This window comes from Paenibacillus sp. J22R98 (assembly GCF_059383835.1).
This window is the reverse complement of the sequence record NZ_JBXENW010000008.1, coordinates 1-24,197: the sequence shown is the minus strand read 5'-3', so window position 1 is coordinate 24,197 and position 24,197 is coordinate 1. Positions and strand designations below refer to the sequence as shown.

At 51.7% G+C, this 24,197-nt stretch carries 26 protein-coding genes and 1 rRNA gene; 25 read left to right on the top strand and 2 right to left on the bottom strand.

Going from position 1 to position 24,197, the window contains the following annotated elements; translation table 11 throughout:
* The first annotated feature begins 2 nt into the window (after positions 1–2).
* The 14 genes from AC50Y3_RS21300 (at position 3) to AC50Y3_RS21235 (ending at position 10,576) form a co-directional block, all read left to right on the top strand.
* Positions 3–785, top strand: a complete 783-nt coding sequence (locus AC50Y3_RS21300; RefSeq protein WP_494820738.1) for an amino acid ABC transporter permease — start codon at positions 3–5, stop codon at positions 783–785.
* A complete protein-coding gene (locus AC50Y3_RS21295) occupies positions 782–1,492 on the top strand; it encodes an amino acid ABC transporter permease (protein ID WP_091223855.1) in 711 nt (236 codons plus the stop codon). The genes AC50Y3_RS21300 and AC50Y3_RS21295 overlap by 4 nt, the downstream gene beginning before the upstream one ends.
* Entirely contained in the window at positions 1,489–2,241 is a 753-nt protein-coding gene (locus AC50Y3_RS21290; protein ID WP_494820737.1) for an amino acid ABC transporter ATP-binding protein, read from the top strand. Before AC50Y3_RS21295 ends, AC50Y3_RS21290 begins: the two co-directional genes overlap by 4 nt.
* Positions 2,242–2,262: 21 nt before the next feature.
* Positions 2,263–3,273 (top strand): LLM class flavin-dependent oxidoreductase, encoded by a 1,011-nt coding sequence (locus AC50Y3_RS21285; RefSeq protein ID WP_494820736.1) that lies wholly within the window; start codon positions 2,263–2,265, stop codon positions 3,271–3,273.
* 34 nt (positions 3,274–3,307) lie between these two features.
* Positions 3,308–4,465, top strand: coding sequence for an amidohydrolase (locus tag AC50Y3_RS21280; RefSeq protein ID WP_494820735.1), 1,158 nt, complete (start codon positions 3,308–3,310; stop codon positions 4,463–4,465).
* 21 nt (positions 4,466–4,486) lie between these two features.
* Positions 4,487–5,497, top strand: a complete 1,011-nt coding sequence (locus tag AC50Y3_RS21275; protein ID WP_494820734.1) for a GNAT family N-acetyltransferase — start codon at positions 4,487–4,489, stop codon at positions 5,495–5,497.
* 19 nt (positions 5,498–5,516) lie between these two features.
* Complete coding sequence (locus AC50Y3_RS21270; RefSeq protein WP_494820733.1) at positions 5,517–6,848, top strand: LLM class flavin-dependent oxidoreductase; 1,332 nt, start codon at positions 5,517–5,519, stop codon at positions 6,846–6,848.
* 95 nt (positions 6,849–6,943) lie between these two features.
* Positions 6,944–7,573 (top strand): RNA polymerase sigma factor SigY, encoded by a 630-nt coding sequence (gene sigY / locus AC50Y3_RS21265; RefSeq protein WP_494820732.1) that lies wholly within the window; start codon positions 6,944–6,946, stop codon positions 7,571–7,573.
* Positions 7,566–7,946, top strand: a complete 381-nt coding sequence (locus AC50Y3_RS21260; RefSeq protein WP_494820731.1) for a DUF5345 family protein — start codon at positions 7,566–7,568, stop codon at positions 7,944–7,946. Before sigY ends, AC50Y3_RS21260 begins: the two co-directional genes overlap by 8 nt.
* Complete coding sequence (locus AC50Y3_RS21255; RefSeq protein WP_494820730.1) at positions 7,928–8,128, top strand: sigmaY antisigma factor component; 201 nt, start codon at positions 7,928–7,930, stop codon at positions 8,126–8,128. Before AC50Y3_RS21260 ends, AC50Y3_RS21255 begins: the two co-directional genes overlap by 19 nt.
* An 18-nt stretch (positions 8,129–8,146) precedes the next feature.
* Complete coding sequence (locus tag AC50Y3_RS21250) at positions 8,147–8,353, top strand: PLD nuclease N-terminal domain-containing protein (protein WP_494820729.1); 207 nt, start codon at positions 8,147–8,149, stop codon at positions 8,351–8,353.
* Positions 8,350–9,312 (top strand): ABC transporter ATP-binding protein, encoded by a 963-nt coding sequence (locus AC50Y3_RS21245; RefSeq protein ID WP_494820728.1) that lies wholly within the window; start codon positions 8,350–8,352, stop codon positions 9,310–9,312. The genes AC50Y3_RS21250 and AC50Y3_RS21245 overlap by 4 nt, the downstream gene beginning before the upstream one ends.
* The gene (locus AC50Y3_RS21240) at positions 9,309–10,094 is read left to right on the top strand and encodes an ABC transporter permease (protein ID WP_494820727.1); all 786 of its coding nucleotides are present in this window, start codon (positions 9,309–9,311) and stop codon (positions 10,092–10,094) included. The genes AC50Y3_RS21245 and AC50Y3_RS21240 overlap by 4 nt, the downstream gene beginning before the upstream one ends.
* Positions 10,095–10,195: 101 nt before the next feature.
* On the top strand, positions 10,196–10,576 hold the full coding sequence (locus tag AC50Y3_RS21235; protein ID WP_494820726.1) for an ATPase: 381 nt from the start codon (positions 10,196–10,198) through the stop codon (positions 10,574–10,576).
* 76 nt (positions 10,577–10,652) lie between these two features.
* On the opposite strand, the gene AC50Y3_RS21230 is transcribed toward AC50Y3_RS21235, so the two are convergent.
* Positions 10,653–11,519 (bottom strand): hypothetical protein, encoded by an 867-nt coding sequence (locus AC50Y3_RS21230; protein WP_494820725.1) that lies wholly within the window; start codon positions 11,517–11,519, stop codon positions 10,653–10,655.
* Positions 11,520–11,726: 207 nt separating this feature from the next.
* Here AC50Y3_RS21230 and AC50Y3_RS21225 point away from each other — a divergent pair, with 207 nt between their 5' ends.
* The 9 genes from AC50Y3_RS21225 (at position 11,727) to AC50Y3_RS21185 (ending at position 22,100) form a co-directional block, all read left to right on the top strand.
* The gene (locus tag AC50Y3_RS21225) at positions 11,727–12,518 is read left to right on the top strand and encodes an ABC transporter permease (RefSeq protein ID WP_494820724.1); all 792 of its coding nucleotides are present in this window, start codon (positions 11,727–11,729) and stop codon (positions 12,516–12,518) included.
* A gap of 6 nt (positions 12,519–12,524) precedes the next feature.
* Entirely contained in the window at positions 12,525–13,340 is an 816-nt protein-coding gene (locus AC50Y3_RS21220; protein ID WP_494820723.1) for an ABC transporter permease, read from the top strand.
* Between the two features lie 29 nt (positions 13,341–13,369).
* Positions 13,370–14,356 carry an ABC transporter ATP-binding protein gene (locus AC50Y3_RS21215; protein WP_494820722.1) on the top strand — a complete coding sequence of 329 codons (987 nt, stop codon included), beginning with the start codon at positions 13,370–13,372 and terminating at the stop codon, positions 14,354–14,356.
* Between the two features lie 100 nt (positions 14,357–14,456).
* Positions 14,457–14,744 (top strand): Asp-tRNA(Asn)/Glu-tRNA(Gln) amidotransferase subunit GatC, encoded by a 288-nt coding sequence (gatC, locus tag AC50Y3_RS21210; protein ID WP_091223885.1) that lies wholly within the window; start codon positions 14,457–14,459, stop codon positions 14,742–14,744.
* A gap of 36 nt (positions 14,745–14,780) precedes the next feature.
* Positions 14,781–16,238: an Asp-tRNA(Asn)/Glu-tRNA(Gln) amidotransferase subunit GatA gene (gene gatA / locus AC50Y3_RS21205; protein ID WP_494820721.1), complete on the top strand. Its 1,458-nt coding sequence runs from the start codon at positions 14,781–14,783 to the stop codon at positions 16,236–16,238.
* 34 nt (positions 16,239–16,272) lie between these two features.
* Positions 16,273–17,715, top strand: a complete 1,443-nt coding sequence (gene gatB / locus AC50Y3_RS21200; RefSeq protein WP_494820720.1) for an Asp-tRNA(Asn)/Glu-tRNA(Gln) amidotransferase subunit GatB — start codon at positions 16,273–16,275, stop codon at positions 17,713–17,715.
* A gap of 107 nt (positions 17,716–17,822) precedes the next feature.
* A complete protein-coding gene (locus AC50Y3_RS21195) occupies positions 17,823–19,730 on the top strand; it encodes a DUF4097 family beta strand repeat-containing protein (protein WP_494820719.1) in 1,908 nt (635 codons plus the stop codon).
* Between the two features lie 83 nt (positions 19,731–19,813).
* Positions 19,814–20,248 carry a Fur family transcriptional regulator gene (locus AC50Y3_RS21190; protein ID WP_494820718.1) on the top strand — a complete coding sequence of 145 codons (435 nt, stop codon included), beginning with the start codon at positions 19,814–19,816 and terminating at the stop codon, positions 20,246–20,248.
* A gap of 124 nt (positions 20,249–20,372) precedes the next feature.
* Positions 20,373–22,100: a glycosyl hydrolase family 18 protein gene (locus tag AC50Y3_RS21185; protein ID WP_494820717.1), complete on the top strand. Its 1,728-nt coding sequence runs from the start codon at positions 20,373–20,375 to the stop codon at positions 22,098–22,100.
* A gap of 68 nt (positions 22,101–22,168) precedes the next feature.
* Here AC50Y3_RS21185 and AC50Y3_RS21180 read toward each other — a convergent pair whose 3' ends face one another.
* The gene (locus AC50Y3_RS21180) at positions 22,169–22,543 is read right to left on the bottom strand and encodes a YgzB family protein (RefSeq protein WP_494820716.1); all 375 of its coding nucleotides are present in this window, start codon (positions 22,541–22,543) and stop codon (positions 22,169–22,171) included.
* Between the two features lie 143 nt (positions 22,544–22,686).
* On the opposite strand from AC50Y3_RS21180, the gene AC50Y3_RS21175 reads away from it, so the two are divergent.
* Both AC50Y3_RS21175 and AC50Y3_RS21170 read left to right on the top strand, forming a co-directional pair.
* Positions 22,687–23,562, top strand: coding sequence for a nucleotidyltransferase-like protein (locus AC50Y3_RS21175; RefSeq protein ID WP_494820715.1), 876 nt, complete (start codon positions 22,687–22,689; stop codon positions 23,560–23,562).
* Positions 23,563–23,930: 368 nt separating this feature from the next.
* Positions 23,931–24,197: ribosomal RNA gene (locus AC50Y3_RS21170) — 16S ribosomal RNA — on the top strand; the annotation flags it as partial.

Genomic DNA, 24,197 nt, shown 5'->3' with positions numbered 1-24,197 from the left:
CTATGGGTGCTCCATTCGATATCGCCTATGTTGTCGAATATTTCTGGAAGCTGCTTCCGTTTATACGGATTTCGCTGATTATCGTAGCGAGCTCTATCTTGGTCGGTCTGGGCGTCGGTTTTCTCGTCGCCCTTCCCCGGCTTTATCGGGTGCCGCTGCTGCGGCGGGTTTCCCAGCTCTACGCCTCTTTTTTCAGAGGAACGCCGATTATTATTCAGCTGTTCTTGATCTATTACGGCTTGCCGGAAGTGCTGAAAGCCGTGCACGTTGACGTAAGCAAGGTGTCGGCATTGTACTTCGTTATTCTGGCTTACGGGCTGCATAGCGGAGCCTACATTTCAGAAGGAATCCGAGCTGCGGTTTCCGCCGTAGATCGGGGACAAGTCGAAGCGGCTTACGCGGTTGGCATGACCGGCTATCAAGCTTTCACACGGATCGTATTCCCGCAAGCGCTGGCCATATCGATCCCCATTCTGGCTAACTTGGTTATCGCAACGCTGAAAGACACGTCGCTGGCTTTTACGCTCGGAGTTATGGAGCTTACGGGGAAATCGCAGACGCTGCCTACGATGTCCAGGCATTTGTTAGAAAGCTATATTGCATTGGCTATCGTTTATTTCATCATCAGCTTCTTCTTGGAGAAATTGTTCTATTACACGGAGCGCAGGCTGCTTAAGCATGAAACGGCCATAACGACCGCTAGCAAACTTCCAATGGGCAAAAAAGGGCTAAATCGGCTGCTAGATGCGAAAGTAGCATGGGGTAAAGGAGGCACAGGCGTATGACATTGGATTTTGCGTTCATCTGGCAAGCCTTTCTGCTGCTGCTTCCGGCGATTCCGAACACGATTTACATCACGGTCGTCTCCGTTGGTTGCGGATTTATCATCGGTCTGATTGTTGCGCTGTCCCGTATATTCGCCATTCCTGTGCTGAGCCAGATCGGTACGGCTTACGTTACGTTTATTCGAGGCACGCCGATGCTGACTCACCTGCTCCTTATTTATGTCGGATTGCCCATGATCGTCGACAGCTTAGCCGACAAGTACCATTGGTCGTTCCACTCGGTCTCGATTCCAATGATCGGTTTCGCTTATCTCTCCTTCTCCATCACCGCAGGCGCTTATTTATCCGAAGTCATTCGTTCGGGCATTCTCGCCGTAAATAAAGGTCAAATGGAGGCGGCTCATTCAATCGGGATGACCACTTTCCAGGCGCTGCGCCGAATCGTATTGCCGCAAGCCTTCGCGGCTGCGCTCCCCAATTTATCCAACAGCTTGATCGGCATGCTGCATGGCTCCACGCTCGCTTTTACCGTATCGGTTGTGGAAGTGAACGCCAAGGCAGATATCATCGCAACGACGAACTGGAAGTTTTTTGAGGCGTACCTGGCCGCGGCGCTTATTTTTTGGGGCCTTACCATTCTGATTGAACGAGCAACTGCGCTGCTGGAGAAGCGCATTAATGCTTATAACCGCGGGGGTGTAGCATGATCAAACTTACGAATATATCGAAATCCTTCGGCCGCAATGAAGTGTTGAAAGGAATCGATCTGACCGTTCGAAAAGGCGAAGTCGTTGCTATCCTTGGCCCGAGCGGCTCTGGCAAGACGACGCTTCTCCGATGCATTAATTACTTGGAGAAGCCGAGTGACGGGGAGATTTCGATCGACGACTTTAAGGTGAATTGCCGGAAACCATTGAAGAAGGATATTCATACCTTGCGTGGGAAAACAGCGATGGTGTTTCAGAACTATAATCTGTTTCGGCATAAGACCGCCCTTGAGAACGTGATGGAGGGGCTCGTTATCGTGAAGAACATCCCGAAAGAGCAAGCTCGCCAAAGAAGCATTGAGCTGCTGGAGAAGGTGGGACTCGGTAACAAGTTGGATTCCTATCCGAGTCAGCTGTCAGGAGGACAGCAGCAGCGCGTTGGCATTGCACGGGCGCTTGCCCTGAATCCGGACGTAATTCTGTTCGATGAACCGACCTCCGCGCTAGATCCGGAGCTCGTCGGTGAAGTGCTTGCCGTCATCCGCAAAATTGCTAAGGAAGGCATCACGATGATCATCGTCACGCACGAGATGGGTTTTGCCCAAGACGTCGCCAATCACGTCGTGTTTATGGACGAAGGCGTGATCGTCGAGGAAGGCCCGCCGAATCTCATTTTTCAGTCGCCTAAGGAGGCCAGGACCAAACAATTTCTGGCGAGGATTACACCGGAGAGCGCTTATTCTATTTAATCGAAACGGAGCGGATGGTAGATGGTATTGAAATTCGGCATTTTGGATCAAAGCATCGTGTTTCCCGGGCAGACGCCGCCGGAAGCACTGGGCAATACGATTAAGCTGGCTCAATTGGCGGAGAAGCTAGGCTACGAACGTTTCTGGGTATCGGAGCATCATGATTCCCCGCAAATAGCCGGCGCTTCGCCGGAGGTACTAATCTCGCATTTGCTCGCTCGCACGAACAAGATTCGCGTCGGATCAGGCGGAGTCATGCTGCAGCATTATAGTGCTTATAAGGTTGCCGAAAACTTTAACGTTCTGGCAACGCTAGCACCGGGACGGGTCGATCTTGGCATCGGACGCGCGCCTGGCGGTTTGCCTCGTTCCACGAAGGCGCTGCAGAAAGGCTTAAGCGAGTCGGAATCGCTCGATAGTAAGCTGGTTGAGCTGGAACAATTGCTCCATGGCTCGTTTGGGGATGACCATCCGCTAGCGGGGTTGCAAGCCAACCCGCTGCCGGTACAGCCCGCTGACATCTATTTGCTAGGTACGAGCGTTTCAAGCGCGAAACTGGCCGCCGAGCGAGGGTATCCTTACGCATTCGCGTTATTCATCAACAACGATCCGGAAACGGCTCGACTAGCCTTCGAGAGCTATCGCGAGCATTTCAATAGAGACAACGGAAGCGAACCGTACGCCATCCTTGCGTTATCGGTCATCACGTCGGATACCGAAGAAGAGGCTGCGGAGCTCGCGGGTAACTTCAAGAGCGTTCGCGTAACGCTCGCAAGCGGCAAGGTGGTAAACGTCGGTTCGTTGGAGCAGGCAGAAGAGTTCGCCAAGCAAGCAGGCGAGACGTATACCGCGGAGATTCGCGATGCGGATATTACGAGAGGAACGAAAGAGACCGTAAGAAAGCGGCTGATCGAGCTGCGCGATACGTACGACGCGGATGAACTGATCTTCACGACAATCATCCCCGACTTTACCAAACGAGTTCGAAATTTCGAGCTGCTGAAGGAAGCCTTCGAGGAACAGCCGGTTTAATGGTCATGCAGCTTAGCAATGAGGAGAGAACAAGATGAGTTTTCAGGTAGTCGACAAGCTCCAAGAGAGATTGATCGCGTATCGGCGTCATTTACATGCGAACCCCGAATTATCCCATGAAGAGTTCAAAACGACGGCTGCTCTAAGCGCCTGGCTGAAGGAGGCAGACATCCGAATCGCGGAATATCCGCTGAGAACCGGTCTTGTCGCCGAGATAGGCGGCCACCGCGGAGGGCCGATCATCGCCATTCGCGCGGATATCGATGCCTTGCCGATTCAAGAGGAAACGGGCCTCCCCTTCGCTTCTACTGTAACGGGTGTTATGCATGCCTGCGGCCATGATGTTCATACCGCGATTCTGCTGGGTACGGCGCTCTTATTGAAGCAGCGGGAACAGGAGCTGGAAGGGACGGTCAGGCTGATATTTCAGCCCGCGGAGGAGAAAGCGAAAGGGGCGTCGCAGGTAATTGCAAGCGGCGCGCTTGAAGGCGTGCAAGCGGTGTTCGGCTTGCACAATAAACCGAACTTGCCGGTAGGCACAATTGGCATTAAGGCTGGTCCGATCATGGCGGCGGCGGACGGGTTCGTCGTCGAAGTCGAGGGACGGGGATCTCATGCCGCCGTGCCGGAAGCGGGGCTGGATCCGATCGTAGCCTCTGCCCATATTATTACGGCACTGCAGTCTATCGTCAGTCGCAACGTTAGTGCGCTGGATAGTGCGGTCATTAGCGTCACTCGGCTGAACAGCGGAACGGCTTGGAATGTGATCGCGGACAAAGCCGTATTCGACGGAACGCTTCGCACATTCGATGAGCGAGTACGTGATCGAGTGCGCACGCGGTTCGAGCAAGTGGTCGTCGGTGTCGGGACGGCGCTCGATACGAAAGCGACGGTCAAATGGATTACCGGTCCGCCGGCCGTTGTGAACGATCCGACATGGGCTGAGCGTGCCGCCGAGACTGCGGAGTCGCTCGGGTTGACGGTTGTAGAGCCTGCGCCTTCTCCGGCAGGCGAAGATTTTGCATTCTACTTGCAGGAGACGCCGGGCATTTTCTTTTTCTTAGGCACATCCGGCCCGCAAGAGTGGCATCATCCGGCCTTTGACGCGGATGAAAGAGCGCTGTCGATTGGAGCTTTATTTTTCGAGAAGTTAGCGGTGGATGCCATACGTGCATTGAAGGTATCGACATAACGGTCTGGGAGGCGTGTATAGATGAGTCAAAGTAACCTGCAAGATCTCGTTCAAATTGACCACTACCTGCATACTTACGAACAACTGCAGCAAGCCATCGAAGGGTTGTCCGATGAGCAATTGCGCTGGAAGGCTGCAGCAGATAAATGGAGCATTATCGAAGTTCTTACTCATTTGGCCGACCACAATGTCGTCGTTTCGTTTCGCATTCGCGAAATTTTGTCCGACTCTGAGGTGCGATTGCCCGCGTTTAACCAAGATCGTTGGGTTGCGGGGCAGAAGGCGAACGAGGGGAATGCCGAGGATATCCTGACGTTCTATAACCAGTTGTTGAACTATAACCGAGTGTTGTTTCACCGTCTCACTATCGAGGATTGGAACAAGACAGGTATTAATTTCAAAGGGGAAAGCATCACACTTGCTGCTAGTGTTCAATCTTTCATTTCGCATGTACAACGCCATCTGGGGCAAATCGCGAGGATTAAGCAGGCGGAAGATGAGGCTCGTAATAAAGTGAGAATCAGAGAGGCTGGTCCTTCTGATCGCGATGCGGTTGTTCAAGTGCTGCTAGATGCCTATCAGCAATATGAAATTACGCTGGATGCGGCAAGATGGGAGCAGTATAAGGAAAATATTTTGCAAGCAGTCGATACGCCTTCGACGAAGTCGAGGCTTGTTGCGGAGTTGGATGGGCAAATCATGGGCAGCGTGTTCATCTATGATTCCTCGGAGACCGCATATGGAGCGCCGGAGCTGGACATTCAAAATCCGATTATTCGGCTTCTCGGCGTATCGCGACAAGCACGTGGACGCGGGATAGCGACGGAGCTCATTCGAGAGAGCGCGAAGCTGGTACTGGAGTGGGGAGCCGATACGCTTCACCTGCATACCTCCGACATTATGGACTCCGCGGTGCGGTTGTACGAGCGGCTGGGATTCGAGAGAGCGCTCGATAAGGAATTTAAGAACGGAGATATCCTAGTGAAGAGCTACCGGCTCCGGTTGAAAGAATCCGCTTTATTGCAATCCTAAACTTAGGGAGGTACCCGTTATGGCGAACAATAAAAAGTTGAAGTTAGGTGCGATTATTCACGGGGTAGGCGGCAATGTATCCGCATGGCGGCATCCGGAGGTACCTGTGGACGCAAGCGTGAACTTCGAATTTTACCGGAAACAAGCGCAAACGGCCGAAGCGGGGAAATTCGATCTCGTTTTCATCGCGGATGGCCTTTATATTAATGATAAGTCGATCCCTCATTTTCTAAACCGCTTCGAGCCGATTACGATACTGTCTGCGCTTGCGGCAGTCACTTCCAAGATCGGCCTTGTTGGCACTCTATCCACCTCGTATAGCGAACCTTTTACGGTTTCGCGCCAATTTGGCTCCCTCGACCATATTAGTGGAGGACGCGCGGGCTGGAACGTTGTCACTTCTCCTCTTGAAGGTTCAGCCAAAAACTATGGGAAACCCGAGCATCCGACGCATGACGAACGGTACAGAATCGCCGAAGAATATCTGGAAGTGTCACGCGGCCTGTGGGATTCGTGGGAAGACGATGCGTTCATCCGGGATAAGGAGTCCGGCGTGTTTTTCGACCCGTCCAAAATGCATCGTCTCGATCATAAAGGCGAGTATTTCTCCGTGCAAGGACCATTAAATATCGCGCGTTCCAAGCAGGGACATCCGGTGATTTTCCAAGCGGGCTCGTCCGAAAGCGGCAGGAAATTAGCTGCAAGCAGCGCGGACGCCGTATTCACCGGACATGAGAATATTGACGAAGCTAAGGCATTCTATAAGGATGTAAAAGATCGCGCAGTTGCGCTTGGCCGTTCGCGGGATGATATCGTGATTTTGCCGGGCGTCGGACCGATCATCGGAGCTACGGAAGAAGAAGCTGAGCGCAAGTATTTGGAATACGCGAACTTGGTGACGATTGATAAGGCGCTGGAATACCTCGGCAGGTTTTTCGATCACCATGACTTCTCCCAATATCCGCTGGACGATCCATTCCCTGAGCTCGGCGAACTCGGCAAGAACAGTTTCCGCAGCGGAACGGATAAAATTAAGCAGCTCGCGCGCGAGCAAAACCTAACGCTGCGCGAAGTAGCGATTCGCACGGCGACACCTCGCAGTGAGTTCATTGGGACGCCTGAGAAAGTGGCGAATTTGCTCCAGCGTTGGCATGCGGAGGAAGCGGCGGACGGCTTTATCTTATATGCGCCGACGCCGGACGCTCTGCGCGATTTCGTAGAGTCGGTCGTTCCGCTTCTCCAGGAACGCGGCGTCTATCGGACTGAATATGAGTCCGATACATTACGCGGAAATCTAGGCTTGCCGGTGCCGGAGAATCGCTATACAGCTGCAGCCAAAGTGAAACAATAATTGATAAAGGCCATCCATGCGGATGGCCTTTTGCTGCATCTCGCTTCCTAATTCTTTACAATATAAGGACAACGCCAGAAGTTTTTGCGGCGCAAGTGAACAAACGGGCAACCTTCGGCGTCATATTGGCGAGACTGAAGGAAAGAGGCTTATTTCATGCAGCAGGTGAGGGGAACACGATGATCGGGATGGAACAGCTGGGAGATGATGCGCAGCTAGTGAAACAGGCAATTCGCGGCGACGATCATGCGCTGTCGACCCTGCTGCGCAGCCATTACCCCTTGTTGTATCGGTACATGTTGAAGGTAACGATGAACAAGGCGATGGCGGAAGACTTGGTGCAGGATACGATGCTGAAGGCCATCGAGAAGATCGGCCAGTTCAGGCAGCAAAGTAAATTTTCAACGTGGCTGATTTCGATCGCAACCCGGCGTTATATCGACGAGATGCGCAAGCAGCAGAGAGAGCAGAAGTGGCAAACGGAGGAGCAAGCGCTGCAATCCATTCGGTTTCATGCCGCGTTGCGGCAGCAGGAATGGCCGCATGCACTCGATGCGCTTGGGGCTTTATCGTATGAGATCCGTGTGCCGATATTGCTCAAATATTATTACGGCTATGCCTATGAGGAAATTGCCTCATGGCTCGACATTCCTGTCGGTACAGTGAAGTCGCGGCTGCATAACGGCCTGAAACAGCTAAGGAAGGAGCTTAACGAGGATGAATAGAGACGGTAAGCGCAGCAAGAAAAGTGACATCGACGACGATCAGCAAGAAGAGCAGCAATTTCGGCAGCTGCTTGGCGTTCATCTGGAAGAATGGGATCGCTCCATTCAGCCGGATATTCCTTCAGTCGACTCGATAACGGAGCTGGTTCATGAACATAAGCAAGAGCTGAACAGCCGCTATCGGCGGGAGCTCGCCTTATTCTGGCTGGTTAGCGCTCTCGTATTAAGCGGCTTGCTGCTGCTGTGGGTGAGCAGCATCGTGCTATTCGTAATCATCCAAGTCTTAGCTTTTGCAGCTGCGGCGGCATTTGTTTTCTTATTCATGATCAAAGGCAAGGAAAGGCGGCGTCCCAGATGGTCAGATGGGAAATAGCACCACTTATAGGCGTCGTCATTATTTTACTGTGCCAATCCTCCTGGCTGTTTAAAGATGCGAAGAAACGGAGCCGTTATCCGTGGTTCTGGGGGATATGGGGACTGATTCAGTTCCCGATGCCCTTGTTATGTTACTTGCTGATCGTTCGAGTGAACTGGTCGAAGCGTAGGGATAATTAAGAGAGAGGGGTTACGAATATGGATCAAATAACGAATGCGAAGCTGCTTTCCCTCATATTACCGCTCGCCGTTGTGCAGCTGATTCTGATGGTAACGGCACTTGTCGTTTGCGCGCGTGCTGCTGAAACGAGAGGGCCGAAGTGGATGTGGGTGCTCATTATTATTTTCATGAATTTACTTGGTTCGGTGCTGTTCTTCCTCTTCGGCAGGAAACAGTCGTCATGATAGGACTCGTTACTGTCGACGGACTTAGCAAAACATTCAGCGGAGCAACGTCCGCGCTGCAGGATATTGGCTTTACGCTTGGGGAAGGGCGATGCACGGCGCTGCTCGGTCCAAACGGAGCGGGAAAAACAACGACGATCCGCATTCTCAGCGGGCTGCTGCAGCCTTCGTCAGGAAGCATACGCTTCCGAGATTTGAAGCCGGGCGATGATCACAGCGCGCTCATCGGCTATTTGCCGCAAACGCCGGCATTTCACGGTTGGATGACGGGCGCCGAATTTCTACGCTACGCCGCGGGCTTATGCGGGCTGTCGAAACGGGAAGCAGCTGCCCGCAGCTTCGAATTGCTGGAGCGGGTCGGCATCGCAGATGCCGGTAAGCGCCGAATCGCCGGGTATTCCGGCGGGATGAAGCAGCGCCTTGGCCTGGCGCAGGCGCTCATTCACCGGCCAAAGCTGCTTATTCTGGACGAGCCGGTATCTGCGCTTGACCCCATTGGACGCCGTGAAGTGATGCAGTTGCTTGGAGAGCTGAAGCACGAGACGACGATCTTATTCTCTACGCATGTGCTTCATGACGCAGAAGAGCTGTGTGACGACGTGCTCATTATGAAGAGCGGTCGTATTGTCATTAGCGGGGCGATCCATGATATTCGCGCAGCTTATCGTGAGCCGGTGCTGCTGGTTGAAGCCGAGAATACCGATGAAGCGCGGACCGCTTTGTCACAGTGGGTTTCACTGATGGTCTCTTCGTCGTCGACGTCATCGGAACTCTTTCACTCCGCGGAGCAGCTATCTGGCGGCAACGGAGTCAAGCTTCGTGTACAGAACAACCGAATCGACGAAGTCCGAAAGATCGTGCTGCAGCAACTGCTGGAACGAGGAGTGCCCGTAACCAAGCTGGAATTTGGTTCGACGACACTGGAGGATTTATTTATGAGGGCGGTGCAGCACGTATGAACCGGTGGCTTGTGTTATTCGGCAAAGAATGGACAGAGCTGATCCGCAGCTACAAGCTTGTATGGGTTCCGCTTGTCTATATTATATTTGGTGCGATGCAGCCCCTTTCCACGTATTTTCTGCCGGACATCCTAGCGCATGCCGGCAATTTACCGGATGGAGCGGTCATTTCGATCCCGCAGCCTTCCGCGAACGAAGTTATGGCGCAGACGCTGCAGCAGTTCAACACGATGGGGCTGCTGGTGCTAGCCTTATCAGTCATGGGCAGCATTTCCGCGGAACGCACAAGTGGGTTGACCGCTATGATTCTTGTTAAGCCAATCTCGTATCTCTCGTTCGTCTCGGCCAAATGGGCTGCCATGCTGGTGCTCATCGCGCTCGCATTCGCAGGCGGCTTCGGCGCCGCGTGGTATTACACGGCGGCACTGTTCGATAACGTAGATTGGCAGCACGGCCTCTATGCCTATCTGCTGTTCTTGCTCTGGCTGAGCTTCGCGGGCTCGCTCACGCTGCTGTTTAGCGCATTGCTGCGCAGCGGAGCAGCAGCGGCTGCGTGCGCGCTCGGCTCAGCGGCCATGCTCGCGCTGACGGCCTCCGCGTTCCCGCACGCGCTCGCGGCAAGCCCGGGCATGCTGCCGAAGCTTGCCTCCGCGCAGTTCACGGCTTCGCCAAGCGGGCAAAGCAGCCTATGGCCGGCTGTCTGTATCGCGATTGGCATCATGCTTGCCGTAATGGCAATCGCCGCTTGGTCACTGCGTCGTCGTCCATCACTGGAAATGTAATAACCAATAACCATTCTCATCTATTGGACTTCCTTTCTGAATTTTAGTAGGATAGAGTAGAGTCATAGAGTATGGTTATTGGTGACAGGAGTGAGACGCTAATGTATAAGCTTGGCCAACGTATCATTATCATATCGGACTTATTTGAACAGACCCTCCCGGTAGGGGAGTATGGTTATATAATTGCATATGATCGCAATGCCGATAACGCATTCGATTATGTCATTCGGGTTCCGAAGGCAAACCGTAATTTCTACGTGCCTGCAGCTGATATCGAGCTGGAGGAAGTGTTGATGAAGCAAGAGGTGGACCGCTTGGAGCGCGAAGCGCTGATCGACTTTGCGCTGGCAACTCACAATGCGGAGCTGTTCCATCGCATCATGAATGGCGGGGAAGAGCCGATGCAAGAAGAGGACAACGAAGGCGAACCGCAGACTCGCGAAGAGTTTATTCGTCAAGTCCATCTGAAAGCTTGGATCTAGCGCGAACGCGCTGGGTAACCAAGCTGCTCAAACAGAGAAAGCCTCCGTCCGATTCATCGGAAGGAGGCTTTTCTTGTTAAGCGTCAGTACCCGGCGACACAGCCGCCGATGTACCCGTATCTGCTTTGGTGCCGGCATCTTGCTTTACGCCATTACGGTCGATTTTAATCGTATGTGGTTTTTTGTCCATTTTCCCGTTCACGATCCGTGTTGCGATATCAGCCGCTTTGGCGATCTCCTTATCGGCTTCGGCTTGCGTAATTTTGCCTGCTTTTACGGCGGCATTTAAATTGTCCACGATAACCTGCTTCTGCGCATCAATCAGCTTTTGGACGTCGATGCCTTTATCTTTTGCCAAGTCAGCAAGTGTCTTACCGCCGCTCAGCGCCGTTTTCAATTCCTCATCGCTAAGCCCAAGAACCTTTGCGGATGCACTAAGGTCGGCTGCGCCGGCATGAGATCTGAACTCCATCTTGAAGTTACCGCCTCGTTCGCCACCGCTGCCTCTTCCGAACCCGATACCATCTTTGAGCGTGGAATCAAGCGATTTATCGAGATTGTCGGTAAATGCCTTCTTCTGATCAGCCTGCTGCTTTTCGAATGCCGTTGTCATGGTTGCCTTCAACTGATCCCGCGTGACGCCTTGTTCCTCCGCAATTTGAGCCAGCGTTTTGCCAGCTTCGATTTTCTCTTTAAACGCCTTCATATCCAGCTTCAGCAAATCCAGAACCTCTTGACTGACGAAGCCGCCTGCACGTTGTTTGAAGCCGCCGCCTATTCCATCATGACCGAACGGCCCTTGTTCGATTGCCGCCGTAGATGTAGCCGAAGTAGTAGCCTTCGTGCTGTCCGTAGTCGATGTGCTTGTTGCGGCATAGGCGCTTAGTGGAATCATCACCGCGATTGCGGCCGTTAAACCGAGGGCTTTCATGGTTTTGTTCATTATTTCTTCCTCCTTGAGTTTAGGTGTGCTTGGTTACATTCTCCAGTATGGGCAGTTAACCTTAAAGAAAGCTGAAGGTAACGTAAAAGCTCCCTTAGCCCTGTATGAAGATTCACTTCACATAAAGGTATTGCCCAAACCGCGATGGCAACGTTATCCTATAACAAAAACATCCAATTATTGGACAGGTTTGGAAGGAGGCCTCGTATGTCTGCCTATTACTATTTTTTCAAAATGAGAATTTTAACGACGATTGCCTATCGGTTCGAAGTGTTCACCGGCATGGCCTCTAACGCGGTTATGCTGCTTGCGTCTGTATTCCTCTGGAAGGCAGCTTACCGGGGCATGGGTTCCGTGCAAGAGGTGAGCCAGCATCAAATGATCGTCTACGCCATCTTAGCCGTTGTGATGGGGGCGATCCTATCGGTCAATGTTCAAAATGATATGTACTATCGGGTCCGGGAGGGACATATCGCGACCGATTTCATTAAGCCTATCCATCTGCTGGGCATGTTCCTGGCCGAGGATCTCGGCACCACGGTAAGCGCGCTCGTGAATCAAGCCATTCCGCTTATTTTGCTGGCTTCGATTCTATTTACCCCGCCGCTGCCTGTCAGCTTAATTGCCTTTCTCCTCTTTATACCAAGCCTGATGCTGAGCTTTCTACTACTCTGGCTCATGGGTGCGATCGTCGGCATGATCTCATTCTGGGTCATGGAGCTTGGGAACCTCGGCATCGTGAAGGATGCGATCGTACGCGTGCTGTCCGGCAGCCTGATTCCGATTTGGTTCTTCCCCGGCTGGATGGCGACCGTGTCGAGCTATCTTCCTTTCCAGTACATGTACCAAACCCCGCTTTCCATTTATATTGGCAAAACCTCATACGCACAGGCAGGAACAGCGCTTGTTATTCAAGCGGTTTGGATTGCGGCGCTTGCTATTATCGCCTACGTCGTGTGGCAGCGTGCCCAGCGTGTCACGCTCATTCAAGGAGGTTAATCCGTCATGGTTAACGCGATTCGCTATCATGCATCCGTTGCTTATTTCTTTGCCAAACTGGCCGTTCAGCGTCAATTGGAATATCCGCTGTTCTTGGTCAGCTGGTTTCTTATGATCCCTTTACAGTACATCAGCGGGGTATGGGTGCTGAAGCTGATGGTGGAGCAATTTCAGGCGCTGGCAGGTTGGACCTTCCCGCAGCTGGCATTTCTGTATGGACTAGGACTGCTGAGCCACGGCCTGTCCGTTATATTCTTCATTCAAACCTGGCATATCGATAACATGGTGATCCGCGGTGATTTCGATCGCATGCTGCTTCGCCCTATGAACGTCTTTTTTCAATTTGTCATCAACTACGTCAACTTTATCGGCTTTATCGATCTCATTCCCGGCTTCCTTATCTTCTTCTACGGCTGCGCTCAGATTGGCTTTGATTGGAATGTCGTCAATGTATTGAAGCTGCTTGGGGTCGTCATCGGCGGGATGTTCATCCGGGCTTCGATCTGCACAATAATGGGTTCAGCAGCGTTCTGGACCAAGCGCAGCGGCTCGCTCGTTTCATTAACTTTGGCGACGATGGAACGGACGACGATGTACCCGCTCTCCTTATATCCAAGACTCATTCAGCTGGCATTGACCTTCGTGCTGCCGATCGGGTTTATCAGCTTTTATCCCGCATCGGATTTCATTGGGCAAGAGGACGGGTTCACATTCCCTGTCGGACTGGCGATTTGGACGCCGGTTGTCGGACTTATTATTTTTGCGCTATGCCATTTTATTTTCCAAAGCGGACTGAAGAGATATGAAAGCGCCGGCTCGTAGCGGCCGCGGCAGAGAGAGGATGCGTGCATATGATTGAACTGACGAATGTCGTCAAAGAATACACCGTCATTAAGAAGAAAAGCGGACTGAGCGGCTCCATCCAGAGCTTGTTCCGGCCGGAGAAAACGATCGTGCGCGGCGTAGATGGGATCAGCTTCCGTATCGAGCCGGGTGAGATGGTTGGCTATTTGGGCCCGAACGGAGCGGGCAAGTCGACGACTATTAAGATGCTGACAGGCATCCTTCACCCAACTTCAGGCTCGGTGAGAATTGGCGGCATTTCGCCGCAGGAAAGTCGGAAGTCCGTCGTCAAACAGCTTGGCGTCGTTTTCGGACAGCGCACGCAGCTTTACTGGGATTTGCGACTGGGTGAAACATTCGAGCTGTTGAAACGCATTTACCGCATTGATGAGGATACGTATAAGACAAATTTGGCGATGATGCATGATGTGCTTGGCATCGACCAACTGATCAATACGCCTGTGAGGCAGCTGTCTCTCGGACAGCGTATGAAAGGCGACTTGGCGGCAGCGATGCTGCACTCGCCATCCGTTCTGTTTCTCGACGAGCCGACCATCGGCCTCGATGTGGAAGCCAAGCAGAACATCAGGACTTTTATCAAAGAGATGAATATGAAACGCGGCACGACGATTATTTTGACGACCCATGATTTGGACGATGTGGAGCAGCTGTGCAGGCGTCTGATTGTCATTAATCACGGTAAGGTGGTCGAAGACGGTCCGTTGTCAGAGTTGATCCTTCGTATGGCGCCTTACCGGTTGCTCGTTCTCGATCTGAGCCAGCTTCCGGAGCCGTCAGCCCTGCAGCATCCTGGTGCAGAGTTGATCAAACAAGAGGGACTCAAGCTGACCTATCGATTCCACAAAAGCGATATTTCCGCATCCGAGCTGATCAGCGGTTTATCGGCCAAGCTTTCGGTTGTCGATCTCAGCGTGAAGGAGCCTGACATCGAGGATATGATTCGGGAAATGTACCGCAGCTCCTCACCCGCTTAAGCGCACTTGCATTCAGCATTCTCATTGAGTTTAAATGCAGGCTTACGTTATAATAGGTAGAATGTGTGCAAAATGGATGGAAAGGACGGGACCATAGACAATGAGCATAACCATCAAAGATGTCGAGCATGTGGCCAATTTGGCCCGACTGGAGCTTTCTGAGCAAGAGAAGGAGCAGTTTACGGGGCAGTTGAACGCGATTCTTAAATATGCCGAGAAGCTGGACGAGCTGCAAACAGACGGCGTGGAACCAACCAGCCATGTGCTGCCGGTTCACAATGTCATGCGTGACGACGTCATTCGCGAGTCGGTTACGAACGAGACTGCACTGCGAAATGCGCCGGATGATGAAGACGGCCAGTTCAAAGTGCCGGCTGTTCTTGAATAATAGTGTGAGGGTTTATACCGAAGGGAGGAACGGCTGTTGGCACTCTTTGACTTACGCCTACAGGAAGTACATAACCAATTAAAGAAGAAAGAGCTGTCGGTAGGCGATTTGGTGGATGCTTCGTATTCACGCATTGCCGCTACCGATGCTTCCATACAAGCGTTCTTGACGCTGAATGAAGAAGGCGCACGCGCTGCGGCAGCTGAGCTGGACGGCGCTTTGGCAGCTGGCGGAGAGCAAGGTTTGCTGTTCGGTTTGCCGGCTGGCATTAAGGATAACATCGTGACGGAAGGCTTGCTTACGACTTGTGCGAGCCAATTTCTGCGCAACTACGATCCGATCTATAACGCAACAGTAATGAAGAAACTGAACGCAGCCCAATCGGTAACGATCGGTAAGCTGAATATGGACGAGTTCGCAATGGGCGGCTCCAACGAGAATTCGAGCTTCCACCCGACACGCAACCCGTGGAATACGGATTATGTACCGGGCGGCTCAAGCGGCGGATCTGCGGCATCCGTTGCGGCAGGACAAGTTTATTTCGCGCTTGGTTCCGACACTGGCGGTTCGATCCGTCAACCGGCGGCTTATTGCGGTATCGTTGGTTTGAAGCCGACGTACGGCTTGGTTTCGCGTTTCGGCCTCGTGGCGTTCGCTTCTTCACTTGATCAGATCGGTCCGCTTACGAAGAACGTTGAAGATTCCGCTTATGTACTGCAAGCAATTGCAGGCTACGATGCAGGCGATTCAACTTCGGCTAACGTGGAAATTCCGGACTATGTCGGCGCGTTAAGCGGCGATGTCAAAGGACTTCGCATCGGCGTGCCGAAGGAGTACCTCGGACAGGGTATCGATCCGAAGGTCAAAGAAGCGGTACTTGCTGCGCTGAAACAATTCGAAAGCCTCGGCGCAACTTGGGAAGAAGTATCCCTGCCGCATACGGAATACGCGGTAGCGACTTACTATCTGCTCGCTTCCTCTGAAGCTTCGTCCAACCTCGCTCGTTTTGACGGCGTTCGTTATGGCGTTCGCGCCGAGAATCCGGATAATTTGCTTGAGCTTTACCGCAAATCCCGCAGCCAAGGCTTCGGGCCGGAAGTGAAACGCCGTATTATGCTCGGGACTTATGCGCTCAGCTCCGGCTATTATGATGCGTATTATTTGAAGGCACAGAAAGTGCGCACGCTGATCAAGCAAGATTTTGACAACGTGTTCCAGAACTTTGACCTGATCATCGGGCCGACTGCGCCTACTCCTGCTTTCCGTATCGGCGAGCAAGTGGGCGACCCGCTCACCATGTACTTGAACGATATTTGCACCATTCCGGTCAGCCTTGCCGGTATTCCGGCAATCAGCGTACCTTGCGGCTTCGCAGACGGTCTGCCTGTTGGTTTGCAAATTATCGGCAAAGCGTTCGATGAGCGCACGGTGCTTCGCGCCGCGCATGCTTTCGAACAGCATACTGAGCATCATAAACAGCGTCCGCAGCTATAATTCTCGGATGCCAATAAAGCAGGAGGGCTAAACGATGTTTGAACCGAACACTTACGAAACGGTTGTCGGGCTGGAAGTGCATGTCGAGCTCCACACGAAGAGTAAAATCTTCTGCGGCTGCTCCACCTCCTTCGGCGCCCCGCCGAATACCCATACATGTCCGATCTGTCTCGGACACCCAGGCGTGCTGCCGGTATTGAACCGTCAGGCGCTGGAATTCGCAATGAAAGCAGCCATGGCGCTCAACTGCCAAATTGCCGACATCAGCAAATTCGACCGCAAAAACTATTTCTACCCGGACTCTCCCAAAGCCTACCAAATCTCGCAATTTGATAAGCCGATCGGCGAGCATGGCTGGATCGATATCGAAGTAAACGGACAAACGAAACGCATCGGCATTACGCGCCTCCACTTGGAGGAAGACGCGGGCAAGCTGACGCATGTTGAAGGCGGCTTTGCATCATTGGTCGACTTTAACCGTGTCGGCACACCGCTTGTCGAGATCGTTTCCGAGCCGGACATTCGTACGCCGGAAGAAGCGAAGGCTTACCTGGAGAAGCTGAAAGCCATCATGCTCTACTGCGAAGTGTCCGACGTGAAGATGGAGGAAGGCTCGCTTCGCTGCGATGCCAATGTCAGTCTGCGTCCTTACGATCAAGAGCAGTTCGGCACACGCGCCGAGCTGAAGAACATGAACTCCTTCCGCGGCGTTCAGCGCGGTCTCGAGTATGAGCAAATGCGCCAAGCGGATATTCTCGACAGCGGCGGCAAGGTCGTTCAGGAAACACGCCGCTGGGATGAAGCGCAAGGCAAAACATTCACCATGCGTAGCAAGGAAGAAGCGCATGATTATCGCTACTTCCCGGATCCTGACCTTGTGCAGATCCACATCGACGAAGAGTGGAAGGCACGTGTCCTGGCATCCATACCGGAGCTGCCGGATGCGCGTCAAGCTCGTTACACCGCTGAATTCGGTCTCCCTTCCTACGATGCGGGTGTTATAACGGCGTCCAAGAAGCTGGCTGATTTCTTCGAGGAGAGCCTGCAATTTACGAAGGATGCGAAAGCGGTATCCAACTGGATCATGGGCGATCTGCTCGGATATTTGAATGCGGGCGGCCTTGAGCTGGAAGATATCAAGCTGACAGGTCAAGGACTCGGCGAGATGATCGGTCTGATGGAGAAAGGCACGATTAGCAGCAAGATCGCGAAGACGGTCTTTAAGGAAATGCTCGAAACAGGCAAACGTCCTCAGCAAATCGTTGAAGAGCAAGGCCTTGTTCAAATTAGCGATGAAGGTGCGATCGCAGAAGTGGTTGACCGCATCGTGAGCGGCAATCCGCAATCCGTCGAAGACTTCAAAGCCGGCAAAGAGAAAGCCATCGGCTTCCTGGTTGGTCAGGTTATGAAAGAGACGAAGGGGAAAGCGAACCCGGCGCTCGTGAACAAGCTGCTGCTTGCACGCTTGAATCAATAACTACAAGAAGAGGCATGTCCGGCGTAATGCGGACATGCCTCTTTTGCTGCAGGAAATTATGATACAATATTTGTAATCAACAACAGCCAGGAGGTGCCAACCATCTCATGCGTGAATCATCTCGAAGTACACTGCTCGCGTCGCTGCTCGCTTTTCTTATACCGGGCGGCGGCCATCTTGCGCTGGGACGGCATTTAACCGGCATGCTGCTGCTGCTTGGCACGCTGACCGATATCGCTGCAATGATTCGTTACGCCGATGAAGGCGGAGGGAAATACGCACTACTTATCCTCTTTTTAGGATTAGCGCTGCCGTTCTTTTGGTTTTACAGCGTATTCGATACGCTCCAGCAGGCGGCTAAACAGCGGGAAGCAGCAATAAATCCATCGGTGGAAGAATCGCCGCGTTTAGGAATAGGTACGATTGTGCAAGGGCTTGCAGTCATTGGACTTGCCTTCCTTTTGCTCGTGTTTGTTCAAGCACCTGTTGTCTTTCAAACAATTGTGGATACAATAGGCACCTATGCACCGGGCATTGGTTTTATCGTACTGGCGATCGGATTTGCTTCAAGGAGGAGTGGATTCATGTTTAAGTTGGGGAGATTCACTGCGGCGGCGGTGATGATCACGGTAGGGGCATTATTGCTCTGGGACCAAATTCGCGATCGCAATGATATGGAGCTGATTGGACAATGGTGGCCGGCAGCTTTTGTCTTGCTCGGCATTGAAGTTGTCATCATGAGTCTTGCGTATCGGACCGCTTCCAAACGGCCGTCCTTCGATATCGGAGGGACTTTCCTTGCTGCACTTATAGCGGTTACGGCTTTTAGTGTGACACAGTTCGCTTCCATGCCTTTTCGTTGGCTGGATGAATTTAAGGTTAATTTGACCGGAACGAGTGCTTACGGAGAAGAGAAAGGATTCCGTTATGCGAAGGAAACCATTCATGCCCCGGTTACGTATGAAACTACAGGTATCGAGATCGTGAACCCGAATGGCAAAGTTACAGTCAAGAAGGGGAATGTAAGCGAGCTGACGGTCGAAACGGTTATGTGGGTGGATGCACCCGAGCAGACGGAAGCAGACGATACAGCCAGCAAGTCGGAAATAACGGTCAGCGGCGAGGACGAGTTGAAAATCGAGGCAAAAGGTCATCCGTATGGTGCTAATGGAGATCGTGTGCCGCGTATGAATATAGTAGTGACCGTACCCGCTGAGTCTGCGTTTGGGAAGCTTGTACCAGTCGAGACCACGACTAACGATACGGAATCGACTAATACCGATGAATCGACAGATGCTTCGCAAACGAACCCAGCCGAATTACCGGATCAAACCTCAACAGCTGATGAAACAACGGGTGCAGGTCAAGCGGATACGGATACGGCTAGCCCTCAGATCGCTTACGTCCAATCCGAACTCGCCATCCAAATTGTGAACGGTTCTGTAGATGTAACAGGGTTGTCATTGCCGGGAGGACTAAGCATCAAAGCGACAACCGGTTCGATCGCGATGCATGGCCTGACGGGTTCAGTGAAGGCTGAGACGAAGAATGGCAGCATCGATGCATCGACGCTGACTGGCGACGCGGAGCTGAGTACCTATAATGGCGATGTGAAAGCAGGATATGTAACTGGTGCCATTGAAGCTTCCACGCTTAGCGGCAGTATCAACTTGCAGCAAGTGACCGGCGACATCGATACGGACACCAAGAACGGTGAGATCGTCATTAAAGAAGGTACGGGTGCAATTAAAGCAGATACCCTCAATGGTGATATTCGGATTGCGAGCTCCCAAGTCGGCGGCGACTGGGATATCGACAGCTCCATTGGCGAGATCGCCTTATCAATTCCTCTATATGGGAATTATTCCGTCAACGGCTCGGCTACTTTTGGCGAAGTGACAAGCGATTTACCACTGACAATCAGCAAGAAAACGATACGTGGCAGCATCGGAACAGCGAACTTCAGGATCAATATCGACGCGAACAGCAGCATTCAGGTAAATCGTTACAAATGATAAAATGATTCCCGCTTTCATTGACAAAATGAAAAGTATCCACGTACAATGGTTCTAACAAAAGCAGAAAGGACGTGTTGGGCATGGGTGCGACCGTTGAGCAGGCGCTTGAACAATTGAAAAGTACCGGCGTACGAATGACCCCGCAGCGTCATGCAATCTTAAGCTTTCTCATGCACTCCATGACTCACCCCACTGCAGACGAAATTTATAAATCACTTTCGCCATCGTTTCCTAGTATGAGCGTGGCGACCATTTATAATAATCTCCGGCTGTTTGTCGATGCGGGCTTGCTTCGCGAATTGACTTACGGCGATGATTCAAGCAGATTTGATGCCGACTTAACCGATCATTATCACGCGATTTGCCGTTCATGCGGCACCATCGTTGATTTTGATTATCCGCCTCTAACGGATGTAGAAGCAGCGGCTTCCAGAGAAACGGGCTTTAAAGTAGAGGGGCATCGAATGGAGATTTATGGGTATTGCGCAGATTGCTCCGCGCGGCACACTAATTAACATGCGATGATTGAAAGACTAATAAACGCGCAGGGGTAGAGGCAGCTCACCATCATGCGCGTTTTTTATTTGGATCGTTCCCACATCGGTGGACTAGCTTAACTTGGAGAGGAGCGCTTTACAAGTGGAAACCGTACGAATGCGCCCTAGACGACAAAGTGGCGGCGGTTGGTTGAAATGGGTGGTACTAACTAGCGGAATAGTAGCTGCAGCAGCAGTTATTTGGGTAGGCTGGCAGCGTCTTGCCCCTAATAATACAGAAGTTAAACCGGAATACGGTGCAGCGCATCCGATTCTGTTTCTTGGCCAAGTGGCCGAAGGTCATGCAGAGGTCAATCAAGATATCATTAGTCTTCCCTTAAGCTTCATTCATGATCAGCTGGGACTTAAGGAAGAAGTGTATTATGAAGCCAAGACCGGTTCAATTGTGCTAACAAATGCGAATAAAGTGCTGCGGATGAAAACAAATGCATTAACCGCGACAATCAATAAGAAGCCTTATCCGCTTCGCATTGCGGCACAGGTGAAAGATGATGCCGTCTATCTGCCGATTACACCGCTTGAAGAGCTTTATGGACTTCATGCTGAATATAATGCGCAAGACGATATTATCACGATTATGCGGGCAGGAGACGCGGTTCAGCGCGGAGTCGTGAAAGACGATGTGGTCATCAGACGCGGGCCAACCATTAAAGAGCCGATTGTAGATCGCCTTGCGAACTCCGATGCTGTGCGCATATGGGGAGAGAAGGATGGCTGGTACACGGTTCAGAGTACAGAAGGGATTTTGGGCTATGCTCAGAAACGAGATATTGAACTGACGGAAGCGGAGCAAATTAAGCAGCAGATCGAACCGGCCCCCTTCACAGCGTGGAAAGCGGTCGGCAGCAAAATCAATCTAACGTGGGAAGCAATCTACGAGAAAGCGCCTGACACCGATCAAATCAGTGATATGCCGGGTGTGAACGTTGTTTCGCCGACTTGGTTCGAGCTTCTTGACGGTGAAGGTAATATTAGAAGCAAAGCGGATATGCATTATGTAAAATGGGCCCAGAACAGAGGCATGCAAGTGTGGGCGGTGTTCAGCAACGGTTTCGATCCGGATCGGACGACGGCCGCATTAGCGAAGGCCGATACCCGCTTGCAGATGATCCATCAGCTTGCTGCTTATGCGCAGATGTACAAGCTGAAAGGAATCAACCTGGATTTTGAAAATGTGAACACGTCGGACAAGGCGAACCTGGTTCAATTTGTGCGTGAGCTGACACCTCTCATGCATGAGCAGAATGTCGTTGTCTCCATAGATGTAACGCCTAAATCGAACAGTGAAATGTGGTCCTTATTTCTTGATCGTGCAGCTCTGGGCAAAGTGGTTGATTATATGATGATCATGGCCTATGACGAGCACTGGGCATCCAGCCCTACGGCGGGTTCGGTTGCTTCATTGCCGTGGACAGAGCAGTCGCTTTCGCGGATTATTGAAGAAGACGGGGTCCCGGCTAATAAAGTGGTGTTAGGCATGCCGCTGTATGCCCGGTTGTGGACGGAGAAGAAAGACGATTCCGACAATGTCAAAGTAAGCTCGAAGGCGCTGGGGATGGAAGCCGTGAAGTCGATTATTAAAGAACATCAGCTTAAGCCGACATTTGACGCCGATTCCGGACAGAATTACGTGGAATACGAGGCTGACGGCGCGTTGCAGCGCATTTGGATTGAAGATGGCGTCTCATTGAAGGCAAGAACCGCATTAGCCAAGAAGTACGGGATAGCCGGTGTTGCGTCATGGCAGCGCCAGTTCCAGTCCGATGATATTTGGGCAATCATTCATCAATCTTTAAATAAACTTCCGTAATCATATATTGCAAAAACGCCCTTCTCCGGCTGGAAGCCGGTCGAAGGGCGTTTTTATTATTGTGTATGCTAGGCTTGGGGTTGGGAAACTTCTTCTGCTTCTTCCGCATCATCTAGATCGGTTGCCTGGGTAGGATCAAGTGTCAGCTTCGTTTTGCAATACATACAACGGTCTGTTTTGCCTAGCATCTTCGTATGTCTGCCGCATTCCGGGCAATTCAGGATAACTGCGCTGGTCGACAGCATGCCTGCCCAGAAGTAAATACCTACGCTTGCCAACATGGCAATCATACCAATAACCATAAATATTCCCGCGAATACTTTACCGGCTTGTCCCCAGAAAACAACCCCGGCTGTACCCAGTATCATTAGTCCCATTCCAAACAGCGTGAACATAAGGCCCCAGAGCCGAAATTCATTGATTTTACTTGATTTTCCGAACATATCACAAATCCTTTCTGACATTTGCGTACGGTTTTCTAAGACCTTAGGCAGGAAAACGTGCGTACATTGTCGAACAAGAGTATAAACAACTGCGAAATCATTATAGCTTAAACAACAGCATGAAGCTATATGGGGGATAGACCGTGGAACATATAAAGGCACATTTTAAAACATTCTTTGAACATAATGAGGCGCTAATCAGTCTGGCAGCCATCGAGAACCCGGTTCCGTACAATCCAATGATCGACGGATTGGATCTATTAATACTGGTTGTTTCTACGCAGAACGACCCAAACCGGGGAATCGAGCATGTACGCATCGGCGAAGATCGGGTGCAGATCAGAACCGTAACACCTACGATGCTGGAGCAATGGACAGCGGGCGGCGAGAACCGCAGTATCATACAATGGCTTGTTCGGGGGGAGATCCTGGTGGATCGAGACAATTATTTGTTCAACCTCAGGGAAAGCTTGCTTTCTTTCCCGGCATCCTTGCGCGGACAGAAGGAACTTGTGGAGTTCTCACATTTCATTCGCTCTTATCTGCAGGCTAAACAGGATTTGCAGGACAACAATTTGCTCGATGCTTACTCGAATGTATTAACCGCTCTTCATCATTGGGCGCATATTGCGTTTATTGAAGAAGGTGTGCATCCGGAGCTCACGGTTTGGCGCCAGATGAGACGGTTCAACCCAGGCATCTATAAACTATATGAAGAGCTGACCATTTCGCCGGAGTCACTTGAGAAGAGAGTGCAGCTTGTTTTGCTGGCTTGCGAGTTCTCGGTTATGAGCAAAATGAAATCGTCCTGCGGGCTGCTCTTTTCTATTCTCAGCAGCCGTGAAGAGCCGTGGAGCGTGATGGAGCTTCAAACTCATCCACACCTCATGGACTTGCATATGGACTTGTCGCTGCTTCTTCAGAAGCTTGTCATGCGCGGCTATATCCGAGAGGTCGCTTATATGCCGCTTCTTGGGGATACAGAAGCGCTTGAGCTGCGATATCATAGTGTTTCGTAGAAGGATTCATCGCGGGCAGCTTGCCCGCGATTTTTTTTGTGAATTAATGCTTGACGTAGCATGCAGGCATGTGATAAATTCTTTATTACCGCCTCCGAGGCAAACATGAAACAGCGTAATGCTGGCAAGCGAGTAAGAAAAAAGAAATAAAAAAAAGCTTGCATTTGAAATGCCGGATGTGATATATTAATCAAGTCGCCGCTGAGACATGGGCGAGCAAAACACGAAGTATTTGTTCTTTGAAAACTGAACAATGAGCGACCAGTCAAATGGTCATAAATCGCGAAATGAACGTTTCGCAAAGCTAGTTTTTTGAATGAGCTAACAAGCGAATTCTTAAAAATGGCCAAGCCTTCGGGCTTACCACTTTTATGGAGAGTTTGATCCTGGCTCAGGACGAACGCTGGCGGCGTGCCTAATACATGCAAGTCGAGCGGATCTTGCCTTCGGGTAAGGTTAGCGGCGGACGGGTGAGTAACACGTAGGCAACCTGCCTGTAAGACCGGGATAACATTCGGAAACGAATGCTAATACCGGATATGCAATTTAGCTGCATGGCTGAATTGGGAAAGACGGTGCAAGCTGTCACTTACAGATGGGCCTGCGGTGCATTAGCTAGTTGGTGGGGTAACGGC